Source organism: Roseobacter litoralis Och 149, assembly GCF_000154785.2.
Classification (GTDB): Bacteria; Pseudomonadota; Alphaproteobacteria; order Rhodobacterales; family Rhodobacteraceae; genus Roseobacter; species Roseobacter litoralis.
On the sequence record NC_015730.1, the window covers coordinates 50084 to 71567 of the forward strand.

21 protein-coding genes and 1 pseudogene are annotated in these 21484 nt (G+C 54.2%); 8 read left to right on the forward strand and 14 right to left on the reverse strand.

Features of this window, described 5'->3' with window-relative positions; all coding sequences use genetic code 11:
• Window positions 1-63: 63 nt before the first annotated feature.
• From RLO149_RS00230 to RLO149_RS00240, 3 genes are read right to left on the reverse strand one after another with little or no spacing between them, the layout of a single operon-like run.
• Entirely contained in the window at window positions 64-657 is a 594-nt protein-coding gene (locus tag RLO149_RS00230) for a MotE family protein (RefSeq protein ID WP_013960024.1), read from the reverse strand.
• A gap of 11 nt (window positions 658-668) precedes the next feature.
• A complete protein-coding gene (locus RLO149_RS00235; RefSeq protein ID WP_013960025.1) occupies window positions 669-1037 on the reverse strand; it encodes a hypothetical protein in 369 nt (122 codons plus the stop codon).
• Between the two features lie 10 nt (window positions 1038-1047).
• Complete coding sequence (locus RLO149_RS00240) at window positions 1048-1539, reverse strand: flagellar basal body-associated FliL family protein (protein WP_013960026.1); 492 nt, start codon at window positions 1537-1539, stop codon at window positions 1048-1050.
• Window positions 1540-1661: 122 nt separating this feature from the next.
• On the opposite strand from RLO149_RS00240, the gene fliF reads away from it, so the two are divergent.
• The 5 genes and pseudogenes from fliF to RLO149_RS24445 all read left to right on the forward strand — a co-directional run.
• The gene (fliF, locus tag RLO149_RS00245; protein WP_013960027.1) at window positions 1662-3281 is read left to right on the forward strand and encodes a flagellar basal-body MS-ring/collar protein FliF; all 1620 of its coding nucleotides are present in this window, start codon (window positions 1662-1664) and stop codon (window positions 3279-3281) included.
• On the forward strand, window positions 3281-3880 hold the full coding sequence (locus RLO149_RS00250; protein ID WP_013960028.1) for a FliH/SctL family protein: 600 nt from the start codon (window positions 3281-3283) through the stop codon (window positions 3878-3880). Before fliF ends, RLO149_RS00250 begins: the two co-directional genes overlap by 1 nt.
• Window positions 3873-4166 (forward strand): FliM/FliN family flagellar motor switch protein, encoded by a 294-nt coding sequence (locus tag RLO149_RS00255; protein WP_013960029.1) that lies wholly within the window; start codon window positions 3873-3875, stop codon window positions 4164-4166. Before RLO149_RS00250 ends, RLO149_RS00255 begins: the two co-directional genes overlap by 8 nt.
• 1 nt (window position 4167) lies before the next feature.
• Window positions 4168-4899: a flagellar type III secretion system pore protein FliP gene (gene fliP / locus RLO149_RS00260; RefSeq protein ID WP_013960030.1), complete on the forward strand. Its 732-nt coding sequence runs from the start codon at window positions 4168-4170 to the stop codon at window positions 4897-4899.
• A 562-nt stretch (window positions 4900-5461) separates the two neighbouring features.
• Window positions 5462-5704, forward strand: a pseudogene (locus tag RLO149_RS24445) (IS3 family transposase); the annotation flags it as partial.
• 318 nt (window positions 5705-6022) lie between these two features.
• Here RLO149_RS24445 and RLO149_RS23905 read toward each other — a convergent pair.
• The 8 genes from RLO149_RS23905 to msrB all read right to left on the reverse strand — a co-directional run bounded on the left by RLO149_RS23905 (window position 6023) and on the right by msrB (window position 16903).
• The gene (locus RLO149_RS23905; protein WP_162470488.1) at window positions 6023-6217 is read right to left on the reverse strand and encodes a hypothetical protein; all 195 of its coding nucleotides are present in this window, start codon (window positions 6215-6217) and stop codon (window positions 6023-6025) included.
• The gene (tnpB, locus tag RLO149_RS24450) at window positions 6130-6354 is read right to left on the reverse strand and encodes an IS66 family insertion sequence element accessory protein TnpB (protein ID WP_013960031.1); all 225 of its coding nucleotides are present in this window, start codon (window positions 6352-6354) and stop codon (window positions 6130-6132) included. Before tnpB ends, RLO149_RS23905 begins: the two co-directional genes overlap by 88 nt.
• 1181 nt (window positions 6355-7535) lie before the next feature.
• Window positions 7536-8897, reverse strand: a complete 1362-nt coding sequence (locus tag RLO149_RS00270; protein WP_013960033.1) for an HlyD family type I secretion periplasmic adaptor subunit — start codon at window positions 8895-8897, stop codon at window positions 7536-7538.
• 1 nt (window position 8898) lies between these two features.
• The gene (locus RLO149_RS00275; protein WP_013960034.1) at window positions 8899-11136 is read right to left on the reverse strand and encodes a peptidase domain-containing ABC transporter; all 2238 of its coding nucleotides are present in this window, start codon (window positions 11134-11136) and stop codon (window positions 8899-8901) included.
• The gene (locus tag RLO149_RS00280; protein ID WP_013960035.1) at window positions 11133-12791 is read right to left on the reverse strand and encodes an ABC transporter transmembrane domain-containing protein; all 1659 of its coding nucleotides are present in this window, start codon (window positions 12789-12791) and stop codon (window positions 11133-11135) included. The genes RLO149_RS00275 and RLO149_RS00280 overlap by 4 nt, the downstream gene beginning before the upstream one ends.
• Before the next feature lie 65 nt (window positions 12792-12856).
• Window positions 12857-15805: a LamG-like jellyroll fold domain-containing protein gene (locus RLO149_RS24320; RefSeq protein WP_013960036.1), complete on the reverse strand. Its 2949-nt coding sequence runs from the start codon at window positions 15803-15805 to the stop codon at window positions 12857-12859.
• A 130-nt stretch (window positions 15806-15935) separates the two neighbouring features.
• Window positions 15936-16457 carry a peptide-methionine (S)-S-oxide reductase MsrA gene (gene msrA, locus RLO149_RS00290; protein WP_013960037.1) on the reverse strand — a complete coding sequence of 174 codons (522 nt, stop codon included), beginning with the start codon at window positions 16455-16457 and terminating at the stop codon, window positions 15936-15938.
• Window positions 16454-16903 (reverse strand): peptide-methionine (R)-S-oxide reductase MsrB, encoded by a 450-nt coding sequence (gene msrB / locus RLO149_RS00295; RefSeq protein WP_013960038.1) that lies wholly within the window; start codon window positions 16901-16903, stop codon window positions 16454-16456. The genes msrA and msrB overlap by 4 nt, the downstream gene beginning before the upstream one ends.
• 136 nt (window positions 16904-17039) lie before the next feature.
• Here msrB and RLO149_RS00300 point away from each other — a divergent pair, with 136 nt between their 5' ends.
• Both RLO149_RS00300 and RLO149_RS00305 read left to right on the forward strand, forming a co-directional pair.
• Window positions 17040-17588, forward strand: a complete 549-nt coding sequence (locus tag RLO149_RS00300) for a glutathione peroxidase (protein WP_013960039.1) — start codon at window positions 17040-17042, stop codon at window positions 17586-17588.
• Between the two features lie 3 nt (window positions 17589-17591).
• Window positions 17592-18233, forward strand: a complete 642-nt coding sequence (locus tag RLO149_RS00305) for a class I SAM-dependent DNA methyltransferase (protein ID WP_013960040.1) — start codon at window positions 17592-17594, stop codon at window positions 18231-18233.
• Here RLO149_RS00305 and RLO149_RS00310 read toward each other — a convergent pair.
• Window positions 18230-19213, reverse strand: coding sequence for a GlxA family transcriptional regulator (locus tag RLO149_RS00310; RefSeq protein ID WP_013960041.1), 984 nt, complete (start codon window positions 19211-19213; stop codon window positions 18230-18232). The two genes, RLO149_RS00305 and RLO149_RS00310, sit on opposite strands and share 4 nt — an antisense overlap.
• Window positions 19214-19276: 63 nt before the next feature.
• Window positions 19277-20146 (reverse strand): DMT family transporter, encoded by an 870-nt coding sequence (locus RLO149_RS00315; RefSeq protein ID WP_013960042.1) that lies wholly within the window; start codon window positions 20144-20146, stop codon window positions 19277-19279.
• Window positions 20147-20282: 136 nt separating this feature from the next.
• Between RLO149_RS00315 and RLO149_RS00320 the strand changes: the two genes are divergently transcribed.
• Window positions 20283-20912 carry a LysE family translocator gene (locus RLO149_RS00320; protein ID WP_013960043.1) on the forward strand — a complete coding sequence of 210 codons (630 nt, stop codon included), beginning with the start codon at window positions 20283-20285 and terminating at the stop codon, window positions 20910-20912.
• Between the two features lie 154 nt (window positions 20913-21066).
• Here the strand turns inward: RLO149_RS00320 and RLO149_RS00325 are convergent, their stop codons facing one another.
• Window positions 21067-21354 (reverse strand): HU family DNA-binding protein, encoded by a 288-nt coding sequence (locus tag RLO149_RS00325; RefSeq protein ID WP_011566925.1) that lies wholly within the window; start codon window positions 21352-21354, stop codon window positions 21067-21069.
• Window positions 21355-21484: the final 130 nt, after the last annotated feature.

Genomic DNA, 21484 nt, shown 5'->3' on the forward strand with positions numbered 1-21484 from the left:
GTTCCCCAAAAAATCGTTACTTCGGTATATTTGCAAAAGGAGGTTAAAAAACCTTCACGAGAGTCAGCCTTTTGGCGCGTCTGCGTTTCTTCCTGCGAGGATTACGCTGATTGTGTAGGCTTTGTTTGGAGTCAAACCGGACATTATCCCTGCCGCTGCATCAGGACGCATGCGCCCCAAAAAACCCGCGGCGAAAGCTGGCTCCATTTCTTCGAACAATGCGGCCGCAACCTTTGGTTTCATGTTCTCATAAACTGAAGTGAGTCTGACGACGTCATCTTCTGCAGCCGTGTCGGCAATGGCCAGCATCGACCTCAAAGCGTTTTCCGCGTCTTGAAGCACTTGCAACCGTTTCTCAATCTCAGCATCTGCGACCTCCAGGGCCTTCTGTCTCATGTCGATTTGACCTTCGAGCCGTTCAATACGTGCTTCACGCTCTTGAAATGCGAGCAACATCTGAGCAAAGTCAGCCTTGCTTCCTTCTGAAACGGCCGGTTCACCCGTTGCTTCCGAGCTTGCAGGCACGGGAAAAGGACTCTCTGTTGCGACCGCTTTCCCCGCCTCGCTGCCAATCCGTATTGCTGCCGAGCCGATCAGCAAACAACAAATCAAAAGTATAGAGCCGCGCCCATTGCGGCGGAACATAGGAATCTTCATGAGGCCAATCCTTAAGCGCGGTGTCTGATGAACATTGGTTCGCTTGCAGTTTGCTGCGCTTTGCCAGTCTCAACAGCAGCCACTGTACTCTCCTGAGGTGGAATATCATGCAACGATGCCATCTGAAGCTCGAGCCGCTGTGACATTGCCTCCGCTCGAACCGTGAGTTGGGTGAGCGTTTCTGCCGAAACTGATGCTGTACTTTGAGCCGCTGCAAGCGTTTTGGTTAAATCGTCAACCTGCGCAGACAGGACCGCGACCGCCCCGCCGACACCTTTTTCCAGATCGTTAAACCTATTGAGACGCCGGCCCAAAATATAACAGTAAATTCCGGCGCCAAAAGCTCCGGCGGCTAGAAGAATGTCAGCAATAATGTCCATATCGCTCTCCTTAGTTTAAAACAAATTCCATGATCAGCAGGTCGTTAACGCGTCCGGGACCTGCAACTATCTGTATGCGACGAAGCATTTGCGATCGCAGTCTTGTCAGCGATGCTGGCTCCTCAATGTCTGAGACCTGCAGGGCGCGTAGATACCCGTTCAACACGTCTATGACGCGCGGCGTTACCTTTTTAACATCTTCGGCGTACTCCTTGGGTACTTCCAATTCGCCGCGAAACCGAAGGTGTTTGTACGCGCTGCCACGCGGCATGGAGATCGTCATTGGCTCGAGTGGCAAAAACGAAATATCGCTGAATTCGCTGGAAGATTTCTTTTCCTCTTCCACCACTTCTTCCTTTGATTCGGTAGCGAAGATCATGCCGCTGCTGGCAGCGTAAAACCCACCACCGCCGCCAATTAACGCCAGAACAGCACCAATGATTAAAGGCAGCTTGCCCGATTTTGGTGGTTCAGTGCTTTCTTCATTGGTTGCGTCAGTCATACTCGTCCCGTCAATGTTTACGAAACTTGTTATAGACGCATTTGCACTAACCGATTGTTAAGGCAGATGGTTCATTGCTGATGTCACCGTTGAACAGAAAGTTCATCTGACCGGAGGCGAAAGTGCAGCAAATTGTGACGGCTTGGACAGGCTTGCCATTGCGGCGACAAGTGATTGTTGCCTTGGCAACTGGTGCGATGTTTTTTGCCATTCTGGCCATGTCCAGAATGGCGACCGCGCCAAATATGACATTGCTGTATGCCGGGTTGGAAAATGGCGCGGCAGGCGATGTTGTGACAGCGTTGGAACAGCGCGGTGCGGTGTTTGAAGTGCGCGGCGGCTCAATATTTGTTGATTCGAGCCAAAGAGATGAATTGCGCATGACCCTCGCAAGCGAAGGCTTACCTGCGAATTCGACACGTGGGTATGAGTTGCTTGATACGTTGTCCGGTTTCGGCACGACATCACAAATGTTTGATGCAGCATATTGGCGTGCAAAAGAGGGTGAGTTGGCACGTACCATCGTGTCCAGCCCCCATATCGCGATGGCTCGCGTGCATATTGCAAGTACAGGATCCAACCCTTTCCAACGTGGGGTTACACCCAAGGCATCCATTTCAGTCACCCCAAGTGGTGCAGCGATAACGCCGCAGCAGGGCAAGGCAATTCGGTTTCTTGTTTCCTCAGCCGTAGCAGGTCTGGCGTCTGAAGATGTCGCAGTGATTGATGCCAACGGCGCTTTGATTGGTAATGCGGACGAAGTTGCGCCGACGATTGGTGGTGAAGATAAGGCCGATGTTCTAAAAGCGAGGGTTCAGCGTTTGCTGGAAGCCCGGGTTGGCTTCGGCAATTCGGTCGTCGAAGTGAGCGTCGATACGGTGACTGAAAGTGAATCGATTCGAGAACGAACATTTGACCCCGAGAGCCGCGTGGCGATCAGCACTGACACAGAGGAACGAAACACATCTTCATCCGAAGCGGGTGGCGGCGATGTAACGGTCGCGTCCAATTTGCCAGATGAAGATGGCGCTGGTGGAGAAAACAGCTCGTCTCAAAATAATGAAACACGAGAGCGCGTTAACTACGAAGTTTCTGAGACTGAGAGGGAAGTTCTACGTGAGCCTGGGGCCATAAAACGCGTCACTGTCGCCGTTCTTGTAAACGAGATGACACTTACGGATGAAGCCGGAGAGCAAACTGTTGCGCCAAGAGACGAAAATGAGTTGGAAGCGCTACGCGATCTTGTTGCCTCGGCCGTAGGTTTTGACGAGGCGCGTGGGGATATTATTACAATCAAATCAATGGGATTGCAAAGCGTGCCGCTGCAAGGAACTGCTGCGGGAACATCCTTGATGAGCAATTTCAACATTGATGTTATGTCGGCCGTGCAGATGGCGATTTTGGCTCTGGTTACGCTTATACTCGGCCTCTTTGTCGTGCGACCTTTGCTCTCCCGCAATGGTTTGAACGACGCGCCTGCTATCGCTGCTTTACCTGCTGCTGAGGGCCAAACGGACGGCCAGGGCCTTGATGGGGAAATTGACGGCGATGATTTTCAACTGCCGGATCTCCCCGTCATTTCTGATTTCGGAGACGCAGGCGGCGAGTTGCCTGATTTAAACATCGGCTCAGGAATGTCGGATGATCCAGTAGACCGGCTCAGAACAATGATCGGTGAGCGGCAAGATGAGACCGTTGAGATTTTGCGCAGCTGGTTGGAAGACAAAGAGGAGAGCGTGTAATGGCCGTTTCACATCGATACAAGAATTTTGCCGGTACCAAACAAACATCAACCGAAAAATCGAACTCACATTCAGAGGCGACCGAAGATCAAAAGCTGCAGGCGTTTGAGACCGGGTATCAAGCTGGCTGGGACGATGCGACAAAAGCGCAGACCGATGAAAAGGAGCGGATCACGGCAGAGTTGGGACAGAACCTGATCGATATGAAGTTTACATATCAGGAAGCGCTATCTGAACTAACGGTGTCCATTGAGCCGATTATGAAGGTCATCGTCGAAAAGCTATTACCGGAAGCTATGCGCGCCGCTCTGAGTGCGCATATTCTTGATCAGGTGGCATCGTTGGTTGACGCGCAAACGGACCGGCCGATTGAGGTGGTTGTGAGCACGGATAACGTCGAGCGCGTTACAAGTCTTATCGAGACGACCTCTCAAGATTCAATAAATGTTGTCGCAGAGGCGTCTTTGGGTGAAGGGCAAGCATTTGTTCGTTTGGGCACGACGGAACGACAAATCGATCTTAATACGTTGATAGAAGGTGTGTCCAAAGCTGTAGAAGCCTTCTTCCACGAAGCGCATAGGGAGATCGAAAATGGATGAAGGTCCTATGGATAGTGTCGGCGGTCTTGACGCCAATAATCCTTTTACATCAGTTCCTATTGAGGTGACTGTTTGCGTTGGCAAAGCGCGGCCACTCATCCGCGATTTGGTGACGCTTGGTGAAAACGCGGTGTTGTCCTTGGATAAATCGGTTGACGATCCCGTCGATCTCTATATCGGCGACCGGCTCATTGCCCGCGGTATGCTTGAAGAAAAAGAAGGAGATCAAAGTGGTCAGCTCATTGTCCGATTGACGGAAGTGATTGATCTCAAATCTGGCCTCTGAAATGACACGTGTAGTTCTACTGGCAGTTTTTCTGACCGGAGTATTCATCCCGTCGGTAAGTTTTGCGCAAGACCTCTCGATCTCTCTTGGCGATGATGGTTCGTTAAGTGCGCGAACCATTCAGCTGTTTATTCTGATTACTGTGCTGAGTCTGGCGCCGGGGCTGGCGATAATGATCACCTGTTTTCCTTTCTTGGTGACGGTGCTGTCGATATTGCGCCAGGCAATCGGATTGCAGCAATCGCCGCCCAACATGCTGATCGTCAGTCTCGCATTGTTTCTGACGTATTTTATAATGGAACCTGTTTTTCAGGCCGCATGGCAAAACGGTATTCAACCGTTAACTGACAATGCAATTGACGCAGAAACTGCATTCGTCCGTACGCTTGAGCCTTTTCGGAGCTTTATGGCAGCTCGTCTGGACCCTGATACATTCTTTGCAATGGCTGAACTGAGATCAGAAACAATTGACGCGACCCCGACGGCAGAGGCGCCTTTGTCTGTGCTCGTTCCGAGTTTTCTGCTTTCCGAAATTTCAAGGGCTTTTCAGATCGGTTTTTTGGTGTTTTTGCCATTCCTGATAATTGACCTTGTTGTCGCTGCTGTTCTTATGTCGATGGGTATGATGATGGTCCCGCCTGTCATTGTATCTTTACCTTTCAAACTCGCCTTTTTCGTGCTGGCCGACGGATGGAATTTGATTGCCGGAAGTCTGGTTCAAAGCTACTTTTAAGTGGCTGAAAAGCCAAAGGCGTAGGCTTTGATCTCTCCTGCGAAACGGATCAGCCTTTGCCCGAACGCGCAAATCACAGGTTGGTAGCTCACTCAAGGTATGCTGAATAGCCTGAGCAACGACTGCACCCTTTCGCCAGAACTGAAACGTTCAATCCCACACAACCAAATGTGATGCTGCAACTCTGTCAACTCGAACGGAATTTCACCGTTCGAATAGCCGTCGCGAGACTGTTGAAACAACGTCAACCTGACAACGTGGCGACAATGATCAATCCAATACGTGTTGTGTCCTTCTTCGCCGCTGGTTTACTTTGAGAAGACTGGCTACCCAGAACGCAGCAGCTTGGGTTAGTGTATCTGCCGTCAACACCTGTGTGGTAGGTTTGCGGGTTTGGACGACGCAGGTTTTTTGGGCTCATCCTATCGATTGCGAAACGGGAATGGGCAGGAGACCCCTGACGCCGCCAAGAAAGTGGTCAAGAACATTCACCGTAGGACGCGGCAAACCCATTCTGCGGGAGAGAGGTTCTGTATTGATTTAGCGAAATTGCGTGGCGAAGAGCGCATCGCCGGAAGTGAAAGACCTTCGTTCAGACTCGCTGGTATTGAATGAGCGTGAGGCGGACCTGACGGCTGAGAACCGCCTACTCCAAAAAAAGCATGACAGGGGCTGGGGAGTTCGAAGACTGAGATACACCGCGTCCGAGAAACTGAAGATCGTCCGAACGGTTGAGGGATCGCATTTTCCGGTCAAACAGACGCTCGACATGTTGGGCATACAGTGCAGCACGTTTTATCGGTTTGGCACACAGATTTTACCGACTTCGAGATCATTGGCCGGGGCTGGTGTTACTCAGCCCTCTACTCACCGAGTAACCACGAACGCCAAAGAAAGGCAGCGATCATATCGCGAAGTTCGCTGACATCTTCGCTCACCACAAGACAAGCGCCTGAACCATTGAAACATGGACTCGCGAAGTCGCCGATATTTTGGCGGTTTGAGGTGCAATCCGGGCAATTTTAACCTGCAATGCAGCGCTCATCGCGCTCCATTCTGTGGGTTACCCGTTTACCCGGCAGGGCATTGAGCGAAGCCATTTTCCCGAGGAGGAGAGGTTTTATCAGGCTTCTACATACGTTTCAGTACCAAAAAGCAAGGTCAGATCGCCATGTAAAAAACGTAAATACGGACGCGAAACCACCCAACACGTGCAGGCGATACGCCCCATTAAAGACAACGTCGATCGATCCTCTCCCACAGCATCAAAAGCTGCGGGCAGGACAGATGGGCAAAGCAATCTTTGGCGCTCGGCCATGAAAACCGGCTCCGTTGTAAAACTTTGTAAATCAGGCAGAAGCCTTGGCCATCCCAATCTAGCAGTTTGGTCCGATCGTCGCGTTGGCCCGAGAACGCAAATACCGCCCCGATGGTCGGTCTTCCGGTGCAGGGCATGCTGAGTCAATGTCGCCAACACCACAGTTCTTTTGGACGATGGCCGTCACGCGAGAGGTCAAATGTTGTTGAACCCCGGTGTCTTGCCCGATTATGCTCTTTTCACCGCGTGCATCAGCCGCTTCAACACAATCTTGTCCGTGGCCCTGTCAAACCCAAGACCGCGCCCGTTTTGACAAGCAAAGCTTGACCGGAGTAGGCCGCTCTGCTTTCGGATCAGGTGGCGCCATGTCGGCAAGCTGGAAATCGACTGGCGCGGATGCCGTGCTTGCTCCGGCGACCAAAGTCCCTACTGCTTCGGACCACGCCGCGATGCGTAAATTTGCTGGCGCGTCACGTCGCTCCTTTGAGCAAGCCTAATTGCTGCTGCCCATCAAACCCGACGAATGATATAATCAACGGCGTCTTGTATCACTCCATTGCCACCGTCTTTAGCTCCCCAGAACTCTGCGTCGCGTTACACCCTCCGCTCAAAACGCATCATAACCCCGTCGTTATGCATGTCTCTTACATTTCTAATCGGCAGTCAGGCAAGCGATCTCATTCGGGTGGTTACACTCAATTGGAACCGCTGTGTCGCGCAGATAGAGGTAGCCTTAGTTTTTAGCCGTGTTAACTTGAATAATGGCTTACACTTTGGTTGCGAGTCCTATTGATGATGGATGGCCTCACTGCTTTTTTCAAAGCGCTTCCTTGCGAAAAGAGCGTTGCCGGCTCTTCTAGGTAAATTTTTTTGAGCCGCTTGCTTTCTTCATTGAGTGCTTTCGCCGGCGTTATCGGGCTCGCACCTATCCTACTGTATATGAACCGACATTTGTGAAAGCGTTTACAGCTTATGTTGTGTTCACGGTACAAATCAGCAACTGAGACGCCGCTTTCAGCCTCGCTTAGTATCTTCGCCATCCGCACATTGCCGTAGTTTGACCTCTTTACGAGTAACTTCTCCGAAATCATTCGAGAAAATTCGATATGTAAGTATACCCAAATTTCGGAGCAATCACCCAGCGGCCAGCTTGAATTCGTTCGAGGCGAGAAGTTTCTGCGTGCTGCAAGATTAGTCACTGAAGAGGTTGGGTGCCGCTTTAGACACGTGATTTACTTTGGTGTTTGTGACTGAAGGTCAAGTGCCGAGCGCTGCGCTCTACTGTATTGAATTCTGTTCCATTTTTAGTGCTGGCTTTTTATGCCTCGGTCAAAGCGCGATCCGAAATTATACGTAAAGGTTTGAGCAGGAAAGATAAAATTGTTCTGCCCTCAGATTTTATGTCAGCCACTACGGTCATTCCGGGCGTTACCTTGCGCCCGTCTGGCATCTGACCGACATTGGTAATTGTCAGAGATTGAAAGCCAAGCCGGACGCGAAATACAGTTTGACCATTCTCCTTTGTAAAGCTCGAGGGTGAGATATGCTCAACTACGGCTTCCAGCGAGCCATATCTGGTAAAATCATATGTCAGAACTTTGACGCTGGCAGAACTGCCAGGTGTTACCCCACCAATTCTATCGGCGGCGATTTCGATTTCTGCGAAAGTCTGGCCTGTCGAGGGGATGATCTCGACAATGACTTCGCCTGGCTGAACCACCTCTCCGAGGTTTTGAACCGAAATCGCGTTCACCATACCAGAGACGGGGCTTACAATTCGGCTTCGCTGTATTTGAAAGTTCAGCGCTGTGCGGGTTTCCAGCAAACCGGCTAGTTCTGTACGCTTTTCGTCAAGTTGAAGCGCTGCATCTCTCCGAAACTGTGCAATCAGTTCCCTCTCGCTGGATTCCAGCTGTTCGATCCTTGCATCCAAAATGCGTACCTCACCGGACAATTGCGCGATACTGCTTTCCAACCTCAAATTCTCGCGCTGCAATTCTTCGCGACGGTTCAGGGACACGCTTCCATTGAATCCGGCGCGTTGATAGCGGTCAAATTGTGCTTGTTGGATTGCTAGTTCTTGACGCAGGCTCTCCATATTAGCATGGATGGCCTGTTGTTCGGTGCTTGCAACCGATTTTTGCGAGCGGATCGTTTGTATTTGCGACAGACGGTAGTTGACTTCGCTGATGATCGAGATTGACGTCATTTGTCTTAACTCCGCGTCATCAAGCGTAACGAAACTGATGGCGCTGATCGTCTCATAACGAGCAATACTCTCCTGCACTTGTGTCAAAAGCGTGTCGATTTGCGCTAACTCGGATTGTATGATCTGCGTGTCCAGTTGCAGTATGAGCTGCCCAGGCTGCACGATATCCCCGTCCTGCACAGCAATTTCGTTAACGATGCCTCCTTCCAGGTGTTCAATCCGGGTGGATAAACCTTCGGGCTTGATGGTCCCCTCCCCGGTCACAACTTCGTAAACAGGCGTCACAGATGACCAATAGAAAAAAGCTCCAACGGCGAGAACGATTGTCCATATTACGGACTTGGCATAGCCGCCATCATGTGTCTCGCTCAAATGTGGGCTCGCAGTGACATTGGAAGAACTGGCGATGGCGGACGATGGAACATTGCCCAGTTTTTCGCTTTTTGTGCGGCGGGAGAATCTGTTCAGCATGTTAAGCGCTCCTCGATTGGAGTTTTTCGTGCCCGCCAAAAAACGCAATTTGGCCAGCATTGAGAAGCAAGACCTTATCGGCTTGGCGCATGATACTGGGTCGATGGGTAACCAGCAGACAGGTTACCTGGCCTGCCCGCCTCCTGATTGCATTCAGGATCGCGGCTTCATCCTCGTCTGACAGGCCTGCTTCTGGCTCATCGAGCAAGAGAACCTTGGGGGAATTCAGGAGAATTTGAGCGACTGCAAATTTGGTGCGGAAAGCAGGAGAAAACCGATGCCGATCTGCGTGACTGAATCTGGTGTCAAAGCCATCGGCAAGATCTTCAATACTCTGCAAAAGTGATAGTTCTTGCGTGATGGCACGCAGTTCTGCGTCCGTGGCATCAGGCTTTGTAAGGCGAAGGTTTTGAGCCAGTGAGCCATGTATTTGCAAGGATTGATGGCCAAGGTAACTGATCAATTTGGCCCGCATTCGCGTGTCAAACTGGTTTACATTAGATTGCCCAATCATCACGGTCCCGTTTTGTGCAGAATACTGTCCCGTGATCGCGCGCAGCAGAGATGACTTACCCGATCCGGCCTCTCCGGTGATGCAGATGAATGACCCGCCATCAAATTTTACGCTGATCCCTTTGAGTGCCGCCGTGACCGACCGTGGGTATCTCAAGACTAGGCTGTCTATGTGAATATCAGGTGCGATGCCACTGTGGTCCAATCCGACCGCCAACTGTGAATGACCCGATTGGTGCCGACCTTTGATACGCATCATGACATCGATCTGTTTGAAGAGGTTCAAAAGATCAGGTGCACGAACCGCGAGCAGCAATGCTTGTTGCACCGGGCTCAGCAGTCGGGCGGATATGATTGTACAGGCGATCAGAACGCCTGCGGTTAAATCGGAGGATATCACACGCAGCGCACCAACGAAGATTACGCAGCCAATTGCCAGTGGCGTTGCAACTGTAATCAGGCTGTTGAGTATGCGCCAGATCGCGTCCAGTCGGTGCCGCGCCTGGCTCAAAGCGCTAAAACGTGGCGTGATCCGCGCGCTCCATACCGCACCCAAACCGCGTGCGACGATCTGATGGCGTTGGCTGAGAGTTTCCTCCTGCAGACGCATACATTCGTTGTGCAGCTGACCCAGTTCTCTGGAACCGCGCGAAATTTTTGGGTAAAAAACGACGCCCACCACTGCATAGAGCGCGACAAAGCTGAGCAGAATCGTCCCAATGACCGGATCCAGAAAGAACATCGCAGCCAATAAAATCGCCACAAATGGCAATTCAAAGATAACGGCGACAAATGGTCCTGCGTAGAAATCACGTACCGTTTCGAAATGTTTGAGACGGTTCATCTGATCGCTTGCAGAGGACCCGGTCACCATCTCCAGCGGAAAGGCCATCAGACGTTCAAACAGGGTGCTGCTGACAATATACTCTATGCGTCCAGATACCTGTGCGATTATCCTCGATTTGATCCGACGCAGACGCAGATCGACGCAAAGTAATATGCCGATACCAACCAGCAAAGCCACGAGGGTGTCGAATGCTTTGGCAGGCAGGACCTTATCGAAAATGAATCCGACAGAAAGTGACGCAATGACGACAAGTGTATTGGACAGGAAAATAATGAGCAGTATTGTCCGGTTCTCGGGCGCGAACCGATGGATCGTGTTGCTGATCCAACTGCCTGACCAAGATGTGGCGTTGGGTTTCAAGGCGGATTCTTTTACGCGCAAGCAGCGATAGAGGCGCCGTTGCCGGATAGGTCGCTCTTGTCCGGTCGCAGGGTCGCGTAACACAAATCGACCATCGTCGCCGACGGCAACAAACCAGATATCCTCACTGGCAGAGACGACGAAAGATCCGTTCGGCAAGTGCTGCAAGTTGCGTCCGCGTAGGCTGTCTTCACTCGTTTCGAAACCGAGATGGCGCAGGATGCCGCGGGCTGAGTTTAGATTGAGCTCAGGCAAAAAATGCGGGATGGCCGCAGCAAAGTCTCGGAAATCAACCGGCCAGTTGCAGCGGCGCAAGACCTCAACGACCGCTTCGCCAGCATTTGTGTGCGACGATAATCCGCCAAATCGTCCGGTTTGCAAACCGGTACTCAATGCATCGTAATTGCTATCATTTTCCCATTTCACAGTGGCCGAAGCGATCAGGTCGCTGTCAGACACTGAGACAGAGGCAGTGTCTTGAGCGTCGGGTGCTTCTTTGAGAGGAGCGGTGTGTGTCATCCAGCCATCGACCTCTCTGAGGGCGCGACTTCGTCCTTGATGAGGTGACCATCTTTGATGCGCAGGACACGGTTCGCGAGAGCCATGTATGAGGGTCTGTGGGTGACCATGACGATTATCGCGTCGGGTATCCGTCGACGTAGGACTTGCAACATGTTTTGATCGATGCTGCGGTCAAGACCCACATTTGCTTCATCGAAGAGGATGACATCAGGACACCGGACCAATCCTGAAATGAGGACGACACCGTCGTGAATCGCCTTGGGCAGGCTATTGGCATTGCGGGCGGCAACTTGCAGGGACAGCCCGTCGGCATGATGGGAAATAAAGCTCGATATTCCAAGCTCTTCGGCGAGTTTGAAGGCTTGTGTCTGATGTCGCGGCACATCGAATGCAGTGAGGTTTTCCAGCAAGGTACCGTCGAGCATTGTATAATCTGGTGACAAGGTACTGATCCGGTCGCACAGAACCTCCGGATTGATATCGTCGAGCGTCAACCCATTGATGTGCACTGTTCCCGAGGTCGGGCGAATTCTGCCCGCCAAGACTGACAGCAGAGTGCTTCGACCGCATCCGTCAGCGCCGACCAATGCTATGCAGTCGCCGCGTCGCAGACTGAGCGAGACGTTTTCGAAAAGAGGCTTTTGGTTGGGATGAGGGGCGATCGTCACGTCGTGCAGAACGATATCGTCAATTTGATCTATCTTTTTGACGCCCGAAGAACCAGCATCTGTCTGCAACAGTTCATTGGTTTGTTTTTCAGACCTTTTAACATCTGCTTCACCGGCCAGCAGGGCTTCTATGCGCAGCATTGGCTGTATGACGCGCCCGGTGAGCAATACCGAGGCGGCGACCCCGCCAACAGACATCTGCCCGCCAATGACCAGAAACGATCCGACCCCGGCCATAAGAACTGGCGCCATCAACCCGATCGAAGACGTAATGCCTTGCGTGAGCGTCACGCGGCGACTGAGATCATGGGTGATGATGGCGTTGACTGACATCAGCCGCTCGTAACGGCGTTGCATCAAATCCTCGATCCCGAGGCTCTTGATCATCTCGACACCGTCAATCGCCTCCATCAGAAAGGAATGGCGTTGTTGGTCCCTGTTCTGCCGAAAAGTGTTGAGTTCCAGAATCTTGCGCCGCTGAAACCAGACAATGCCCATCGACAGAAGTGCGAGTACACAGACACTTACCCCTAAAAGAGGCGATATCAGAGCCATCACCGCAATGAAAAGCACAATGAATGGCAGATCAAGCATTGCTGCGGCGGCTTCACTCGCGTGGTGTTTGCGCACGCGCTCAATGCTTTCCACGTGGTCGTGCAGCACACCGGGGCCGACGTTTTTAAGGCGTGTACTGTTCTCCAGAAGGTTGCGAAAGGCGCGGTGGTATGCCTCAGTCTCGAACCGGTTGCTGGCGGTGGCCATCAATCTGCCACGTGCCAGTCGGATCATGAAGTCGGCGAGTGCCGCCGTCGCGAGGCCTGCGGCCAACACGGCCAATGTCGCATAGCCTTCTCTTGGGATGATCCGGTCATAGACGTGAATCATCGCCAAAGGCAGCGCAAGACCAAGAACATTTGCGCACAAGGAAGCGACCACGATATGTGGGTTGCGCCGCAGGCGGCGTAAGTCCAATCCACGTTCCATGCGCCAGTAAACTCCTAATTCGAGGGGCTTACGGTACGCACAAACAGATAATTTTGGGTTACCCGCTACCAGGTTATCTTGTCGATCTCCGTGAACTCCACGATCCCACCGGCATCAAAGGTGATCACCCCGGCGGCATCCTCGGAAAGCGCCAATGCCTCAGCGCTTTGGCCTTCAACACTTGATCCTGCATCCAGAACCATTGTCCATCCATTGCCAGTTACGGTGTTGCCCGCGACATTTGCACCGCCGGAGGTGTCCAGAAGTTCGATGGTTTGTGTCCAGCCAGACGCACCGCCAGCAACAATGTCAGACCCTTCGGATGCGGCAACCAGAAACGTGTTTTCGCCTGCCCCCCCGTACAAGACATCGTCGCCAAGCCCACCCGACAGGATATCGTCGCCACCGTCACCGTAGAGGGTATCGTTCCCCGCACCGCCAGAGAGCACATCATTCCCGCCCCCGCCTTTCAGATAGTCATTCCCATCGCCCCCGAAGAGGTTGTCATGACCGCCCATGGTTATGCCGCCACTTTCGATTGCCGCAACCTCTGATGTCTCAAGCTGGTAGTCGAAGACGGCGAATTCATCGATGGCACCGTCAAAGAAATGCTGCAGATTGTCAGCGGCTCCATCGCTGCTTTTCCATTGGGATGCCCCCAACGTCCAAGGCTCGTTGTTGCCGGTGATGCCGCCTGTATAGCTGTCCGTATCAACCCGGGCACCGTCAAGAAATAGTGCGGCACCTTCCGGGCCAAAGCTGACTGCGACATGGGACCAGTCGCCGGCTGTCACTGTGCCGGAGTCGGACTGCATGAAGGTGTTGCCGCTGTCAGATTGCAGACGAACTTCAATCGAGCCATCGGTATTGAGCCAGGCTGTCAGGTGGCCGCCCCCGTCAAAATGAGTGGAATCGCGCGAAAAAATGGTCTGCTTGTCGTCAAGGTTATTCGCATTGAACCGAATAGAAACCGTCCCTGCATCAAGGGCATAGGCGGAGTCGGGCGGAACTTCGACGTAGTCATCAGTCCCATCCAGAGCCACGGCCGTTCCTGTACCGTCCCAACCTGTCGCGCCGGGCGTGGCTCCGCCACGGTAAAGGCCATCCCGGGCATTGCCGCTACTGTCAGCTGACGTGCCTCCAACGTCTTCGAAGTGCATTAAGACAACGGCGTCGGCACCGACCTCGTCACCCCCGTACAGCCTGTCATCGCCAGCACCGCCTTTGATCGTGTCGTCACCGGCATCGCCATATAGTCGCTCATCACCCGCACCACCGATCAGTTGGTCATCGCCCGCACCGCCGGAAATCTGGTAGCGTTCGAACGATGTTACGCCTTCGCTTTCCAACTCCGCCATTTCTGCGGTATCGAACTGCCGATCAAAAAGGGCGAATTCATCAATTGACCCTTCAAAGTGGTCTCTGAGGTTAGTTGCGACGCCGTCGCCGCTCCGGTTTTGCGAAGCGCCAAGTGTCCAGGGTTCGTCGTTGCCGACAAGGCCGCCTGTATAACTGTCTGTATCAACCTGCACGCCGTCAAGGAACAGCGCAGCACCTTCGGGACCAAAGCTAAAGGCGACATGCGCCCAGTCGCCAGCCTCCACGGTGCCCGGTTCAGAGCGCAGGTAGGTATTGCTGCTGTCGGACTGCAGCCTGACTTCGACGGAACCGTCCGACTTAAGCCACGCAGAAATATGGCCGCCGCCATCGTAATGTGTTGAATCGCGCGAGAAGATCGACTGCTGGTCGTTCAGGTTATCCGCATTGAACCGGATCGAAATAGTACCTGCTTCGAGTGCGTAAGCGGTATTCGGGGGCACTTCGACGTAGTCGTTGTCTCCGTCGAGCGTGACGGCTGTGCCAGTACCGTCCCAACCCGTCGCGCCAGGCGTTGCATCGCCGCGGTAAACGCCATCCCGGTCGTTGCCGCTGCTGTCTGCTGCCGTTGTTCCGGTATCGGTGAAATTCATCAACAGCACCGCATCTGTTCCGTCTTTGGCCTCAGGGCCATCGGCATTGGCAGTGATCACATCATCGCCGCTGCCGCCCAAAATCATTGTTTCTGCGATCCCGGTATCTGCGAAGGTGACACCGTTGTCGGCCAACTGAACCGTCTCTGCTACATCGCCGATGGTGACCGATACCGTCTGAGTGGAACTGGCACCTTCACTGTCTGTGGCGGTTACCGCGACATTAACCACAGCCCCATCGGTTTCGTAGTCAAGATCGACGCCATCTTTCAGCTTCAACTGATTTCCATCAACCTCGAAACGTGCGTCATCGACGTGATAAGTCACGGCGTCGCCTGGGTCGGCTGCCACTCCAACAGCGGTGCCAACAACGGCGCCCGCGACGTTTTCGTCAACTGTGCCGCCCACTGCGGACAGGGCAGGCGTGTCGTCGACCTCTACAGTCTGGGCTGTGGGTTCAGTCTCCGTTTCTGTGGAAAGCTGAGGCGTTTCCTGCCCGGTGGCCGCCCTCGACGCGGTGGGCTGAGGTTTCGCAGAGCCGTCTGATCCTCCTTCGGGCAACCCGTTCCGGACGCCCGGGCTTGCGGGTGCAGGGGCGTCGGTGATCTGATCTGCTGCCGTGTCAAACCTTGGCGCAGTTTGCGCGGGCTGCTCCAGATCCAAAGAGGCCGGGGTGCGGCCAGAGCCTGCGGAGGCGGCCGACCCTTCGCTGAGGTTGACGGAATCGCTTTGAGGGGGCGCATTCGGTTCTGATGAGCCCTCTGAGACCAGGTGCTGTGGCGTTGCGGTTGCGGTGGCCCCCCCGGAGGCAGGCGCGGATGTCTCGGTAACGGGCGCTTGCGCCTCGGCCTGTTGGGGGCGCATGTAGCCGGTCAAGGCGGCCAGCGTTACAGATGCGCCACCAACGGCAGTTCCGCTCCCTGACGCCTCAGCGCCTTGGATCGCATCAAGATGTGCCTGATCTGCTTTGGAGGGGCCTGCGTTTTCCGCCGGTTCGTTCTTACGCCCAACCTTGAACCGAAACCCTGAAAATATGGACCCCATAACCCTCACACCTCACTCGTGGGCACCCCTACCCGAGAGTGGTTATGACAGGCATTCGTTAACAGATCGTGTTTGTTTTCGGATCAGATAACGCGAGAGGCCTCCAATTCTGGATGCCTCTCGCGCGCTGTTATTCGGCTGCTTGTGTTGCGCTGTCTCGTTTTGGCAGCACCCAGTCAGCGCGCGGGAAGTGGCAAGTATACCCGTTTGGAAAACGTTCCAGATAATTCTGATGCTCAGGCTCGGCTTCCCAAAAGTCACCCACTGGTTCGACTTCCGTCACGACTTTTCCCGGCCAGATGCCAGAGGCGTTCACGTCTTCAATCGTATCGAGCGCCACGCGCTGTTGGTTTTCATCCACGTAGTAGATCGCAGAGCGATAGCTGAGACCGACGTCATTGCCCTGCCGGTTCAGCGTGGTCGGGTCGTGTATCTGAAAGAACAACTCCAGCACGTCACGGTAACTCAGCACGGCGGGGTCAAACATGATCTCAATGCCTTCGGCGTGGGTGCCGTGATTACGGTATGTTGCGTGTGCTACATCGCCGCCGGTATATCCAACGCGGGTCGAGATGACGCCCTTTCGCTTGCGGATCAAATCCTCCATGCCCCAAAAGCACCCACCGGCCAGTACTGCGCGTTCCTGTGTCATATTACGTCCTCCACCTGATTGATGTAGTCCCCATAGCCTTCAGCCTCCATGTCATCGCGATGCACAAACCGCAGCGATGCTGAGTTAATACAGTACCGCAGTCCACCCCGATCACGCGGCCCATCGGGAAAGACGTGGCCAAGATGGCTGTCACCATGCAGGGAACGGACCTCAGTGCGTACCATGCCGAGGCTCGCATCTTTCAATTCATTTACGTTTGCAGGCTCAATGGGTTTGGTGAAGCTGGGCCAGCCGCACCCGCTTTCATATTTGTCAGCGGAGGCAAAAAGTGGTTCGGCTGAAACGATATCGACATAGATACCGGGTTCCTTGTTTCCAAGTAACGGACCCGTGCCCGGACGCTCCGTCCCATCCTGCTGGGTAACGCGATATTCCTCGGGGGACAGACGGTCTATCGCCTCCTGCGTTTTGGCATATTTGGCCATGGAATACTCCTTTTGATTGTTGCCTTAATAAATGGGCGTAAAACCCGTAAAGAAAAGGGGGGAACTGACACAAGCGGCCCGACGTGTCTTTTTGTCGGGGCACCCTATATTCCAGATAACACTGGAGGAGGCGACGATGAGGACTTCGAAAAGAGCATTGGCGGCAGTCGTATCCGCCGTATTTGCCGCAGGCTCGGTTTGGGCCGGCGCACGTGATCACCAGTTTGCATCCATCGACGGCGGTTATCTGGAAATGGCCGATTGGGCGGGACAGCCCGTGCTGGTCGTCAATACCGCATCGCAATGTGGGTTTACGGGCCAATACGCCGGGCTGCAGAAGCTCTACGACACCTACCGCGACGCGGGTCTTGTGGTTTTCGCGATTCCATCAGATGATTTCAACCAAGAGCTTGGTAGTGCACAGGAGGTCAAGGAGTTCTGCGAGATGAACTATGGACTGGACATGCCGATGGCGGACATCACGCGCATCCGGGGTAAGAACGCACATCCGTTTTATCAGGAAGTACGCGCGGAAACCGGGTTTGTGCCGCGCTGGAACTTCAATAAGGTTTTGATCGGGCTGGACGGGGAAGTCGTGGAAACCTGGGGTTCGCAGACCAAACCGATGTCACGTGAAATAACCGAGACGGTTGAGGGGCTTCTGGAAAAAGCAGGTCGGGGGTGAGTTTTGACGCAGGAAAAAGAAGACGAACGCTTGGATCTTGAAGCTGCGTACTCCGTCCGGACCCCGGCGGAGAATGCAGCACTTTATGCGTCCTGGGCCAAGACATATGACGAGAGCTTTGCCGCAGCGAGCGACTATGTATTCCCCCAGCAGGTCGCGCAGGTTTTCCACGAACAAGGTGGTCATGGTCCGGTTCTGGATGCAGGGGCAGGGACTGGTTTGGTGGCTGAGGCCATCGCAGCGCGCAAAACCTGTTTGATAGATGCGTTCGATATCTCCTCTGCGATGCTGTCTGTTGCGAGGTCCAAAGGTGTCTACCGTAAACTGGTTCAGGGTGATTTGACGGGAAAGCTCCCTTTTGCCAACGGTAGCTATGGGTCAGTTGTCAGCGCCGGGACGTTTACCCATGGGCATGTCGGCCCCGAAGCGCTTGGCGAATTGATGCGTGTGGCCGCAAGTGGGGCGCTGTTTGTGTTGACCATCAAGGCGGAGCTTTACGAGACACGCGGCTTTGGCGCGAAATTCGGCGGGCTCGGCGCCCAAATCTACGATTTTCAAACGCAAGAAGTGCCGATTTACGGCGCAGGGGCGCAGATATCCCATGCGCTGGATGCGGGGGTGATTGCCTGTTTTCGCAAGGTCTAGAGGCCGCCGCGCCAGACCAGTTTGGCACTTCCATCTTCAAGGCCCGGGCTGATGCCATAGGCTGTACGGTAGCTTTTTGAAAAATGTGACAGGGATTTGAACCCGCAGGCCACGCAGACATCCGTGACCGAGAGGTCCGTTTGGCGCAACAGGTCGCGCGCTTTCTCAAGCCGCAGTTTCAGATAATACCGCTTGGGGGACACGTTGATGTACTTTGAAAACAATCGTTCCAACTGGCGGGTGGACAACTCAACGATGGTTGCGATTTCTTCGGGGGTCAGCGGGTCTTCGATGTTGTTTTCCATGACTTGCAACGCCATTGCCAGCTTGCCGTTACGCACCTGTGACCTTGTATGCAGTGCCGCGCGCTGGGTGTGGTTTGGCAGGCGCGGATCGGTATAGACCATTTGGTCAGCGACCCATGTCGCCAACTCAACACCATGATCTGCCTGAATGCGTTGCAACATCATATCCATGGATGCGGCCCCCCCCGCCGTGGTAAATGTCGACCCATCAACGGAAAAGATTGCATCTTCGACAATCACATCTGGCAGGCTTTCGGTGAGGGCGGCGCGGTACTCCCAATGGGTTGTCACGCGTTTGCCTGATAACAACCCGGCAAGGGCCAGCACATAGGTTCCGGAGGATAAGGCACCGTAGTCCATGCCGCGTCGTGTCTCGCGCCGCAGCCAGTGGATCAGCCTTTTTGATGTTGCGTTGCCGACATCCTCACCTGCGCAAATGACGATGGTTTCATGTCGGTCCAACTCAGTGAGCGCGCCGTCTACGCCGATTTTCACCCCGTTATAAGCTGCAACGGGTTCACCTGTTTCGCTCAGCAATCGCCACCTGTAACAGGGGCCACCTGCGGGATAGCGGTTGGCAAGGCTCAGTGCTTCGAGTGCGCAGGCAAACCCAAGTTGCGAATACCCCGGGATTAGGACGAATGCATAGGCTCTGGTGCTGCTGGGTTCAGGCATCTCGGTGACTTTCAAAAGATCACGGAGAAGGCTAACGAGATTTTTCGCAGCCTGAAAAGGTTTTTATGTTTTTTGCTGTCGCGACAGTTGGACCGCCAAAATTCCAAGCGTGATAACCACAACGCCCAGTATGTCTTGCTGGCCCAGCGGCTCGCTCAGTAACAGCGCGGCGGTTGCGACGCCAAGGAACGGGTTGAGAAAGTGGAACGTCGCCGCGCGGGTTGCCCCGATCCGGTTCACCAGCCAGAACCAGACGAATGTGGCTGCCAGCCCGGGGATGAGTGTCGTGTAGCTGAATGCCGCCAGAAGCCGCCAGCTTGGTGTGACATGCGGTGTCTCGAAAATCGCCGTCGCAAGGGCCAGCACCAGACAGCCCACGAGCATCTGCAACCCGACGATCATCAAGAAATTACCGCCAGACGTGGCACCGCGCACCGATAGGGTCGCGATTGTCAGGGCCACAACGCCAATACAACACAGGACAAGACCAAAGGGGTCCACACCGCTTGTGATGCGCGCGCCCATGATCAGCCCGACGCCGACAATGCCCGCTGCCAGCCCTGCGATACCCAGCGGACGCAGGCGTTCACCCAGCACAATCCAAAGCGCCATGGCAACCAAAAGCGGCATGGTGGACGCGATGATGGCAGCGACCGAGGCCTGCACGGTTTGCATCGCCACAAAATTCAGGCCCAGATAAACGCCGTTTTGCAGCACCCCAAAAATGATCGTGGCGCGCCATTGTGCGGGGGTGAGGTGCCATGACTGACCCAAGGCACGGGCAATTGCGACGCCCAACAGCCCTGAAATCAGGTAGCGCAGGGTCAAAGCCGCCAGTGGCGAAGCGTCGGCGACGATGATGCGCGCGGATGTGAAGGCCGATGACCACATCAGCGAAAAAGCCAGCCCCATCAGTATTGCGCGGATGTCCATTTTTGTTCGTTACACCGATGAGTGACTTTCCAGCGGACCATTTCCGAAAAAGCACCGGGATACAAGCAGGCGGGGCTGCCCTTGACATCACCGGCAGATCAAAGTTTCACCGCTGATGTGAAAACGAAAGGCCGCCATGCTGATACCCCCTGACACAGTCCTGATATTCGCAGCGGCCAGCGTGGCTCTGGCGCTTGCGCCGGGGCCGGATAATATCTTTGTACTGACTCAATCCGCGCTTTACGGGCGGATGGCGGGCGTCATGGTCACGCTGGGGCTGATGACAGGCGTGATGGTGCATACGACATTGGTCGCATTGGGCGTTGCCGTGATCTTTCAGACGTCAGTGATTGCCTTTACCGTGCTCAAGCTCGTGGGGGCGGGCTATCTGGTCTATCTGGCGATCATGGCCTTTCGCGCCCCCGCCACACCTGTTGATCAGGCGCAGGCACCAAGGACGCCCCTGGCGCGCTTATATTGGCGCGGTGTGGTGATGAACCTGACGAACCCCAAGGTTGCGATCTTTTTCCTCGCATTCCTGCCGCAATTCGCAGACCCGCTGCGCGGTGCGGTCACGGCTCAGATTTTCCTGTTCGGGGCAATCTTCGTGCTGTGTGCTTTCGTTGTGTTTTGCACAATTGCCGGGGCGGCAGGTTTTCTTGGCACGTGGCTCTCAAACAGCCCGAGGGCGCAGGTCGCGCTGAACCGGGTGGCGGGTGTGGTGTTTCTGGGGCTCGCGCTGCGTCTGGTTCTGGCTGAGCGCTAAGGCACTTTGCGTTCAATTTGAATTACAAGTCGCTGCCCGTTTCTTTGGTCGGAGGCGTCTTGCGATGCTCATGCCTCAGACAAAACGCAAGATGCTGCAGGCATAAAAAAGGGCCACCCGCAGGTGACCCTTCAAGAGTTCGCGTGTTTGGCGATTAGCCGTTCACGCTGTCTTTCAGCGCTTTTGCAATGGTCATCTTGACCACTTTGTCAGCGTCTTTCTTGAACTGTTCGCCGGTTGCCGGGTTGCGAACCATACGCTCTGGACGCTCGCGGCAATAGATTTTGCCAACACCGGGAAGCGTCACAGCACCACCGCCGGACACTTCTTTGGTGATGAGGTTGCAAACTGCGTCCAGTGCTGCGCCTGCAGATTTCTTGTCTGTGTCCATCTCTTCTGCCAGTGCGGCAACGAGTTGGGTCTTTGTCATTGGTTTCGCCATTTTATTCTCCTTCGCTGCCCGATGAGTAGGGCCTCATTTCGCGAATCTACCCGTATGTTGTGGATGAACACAACGATTAGGTGCCAAAATTAACGAAAAACATGCCGATTTTCGTTGTTTTTAACGGTTT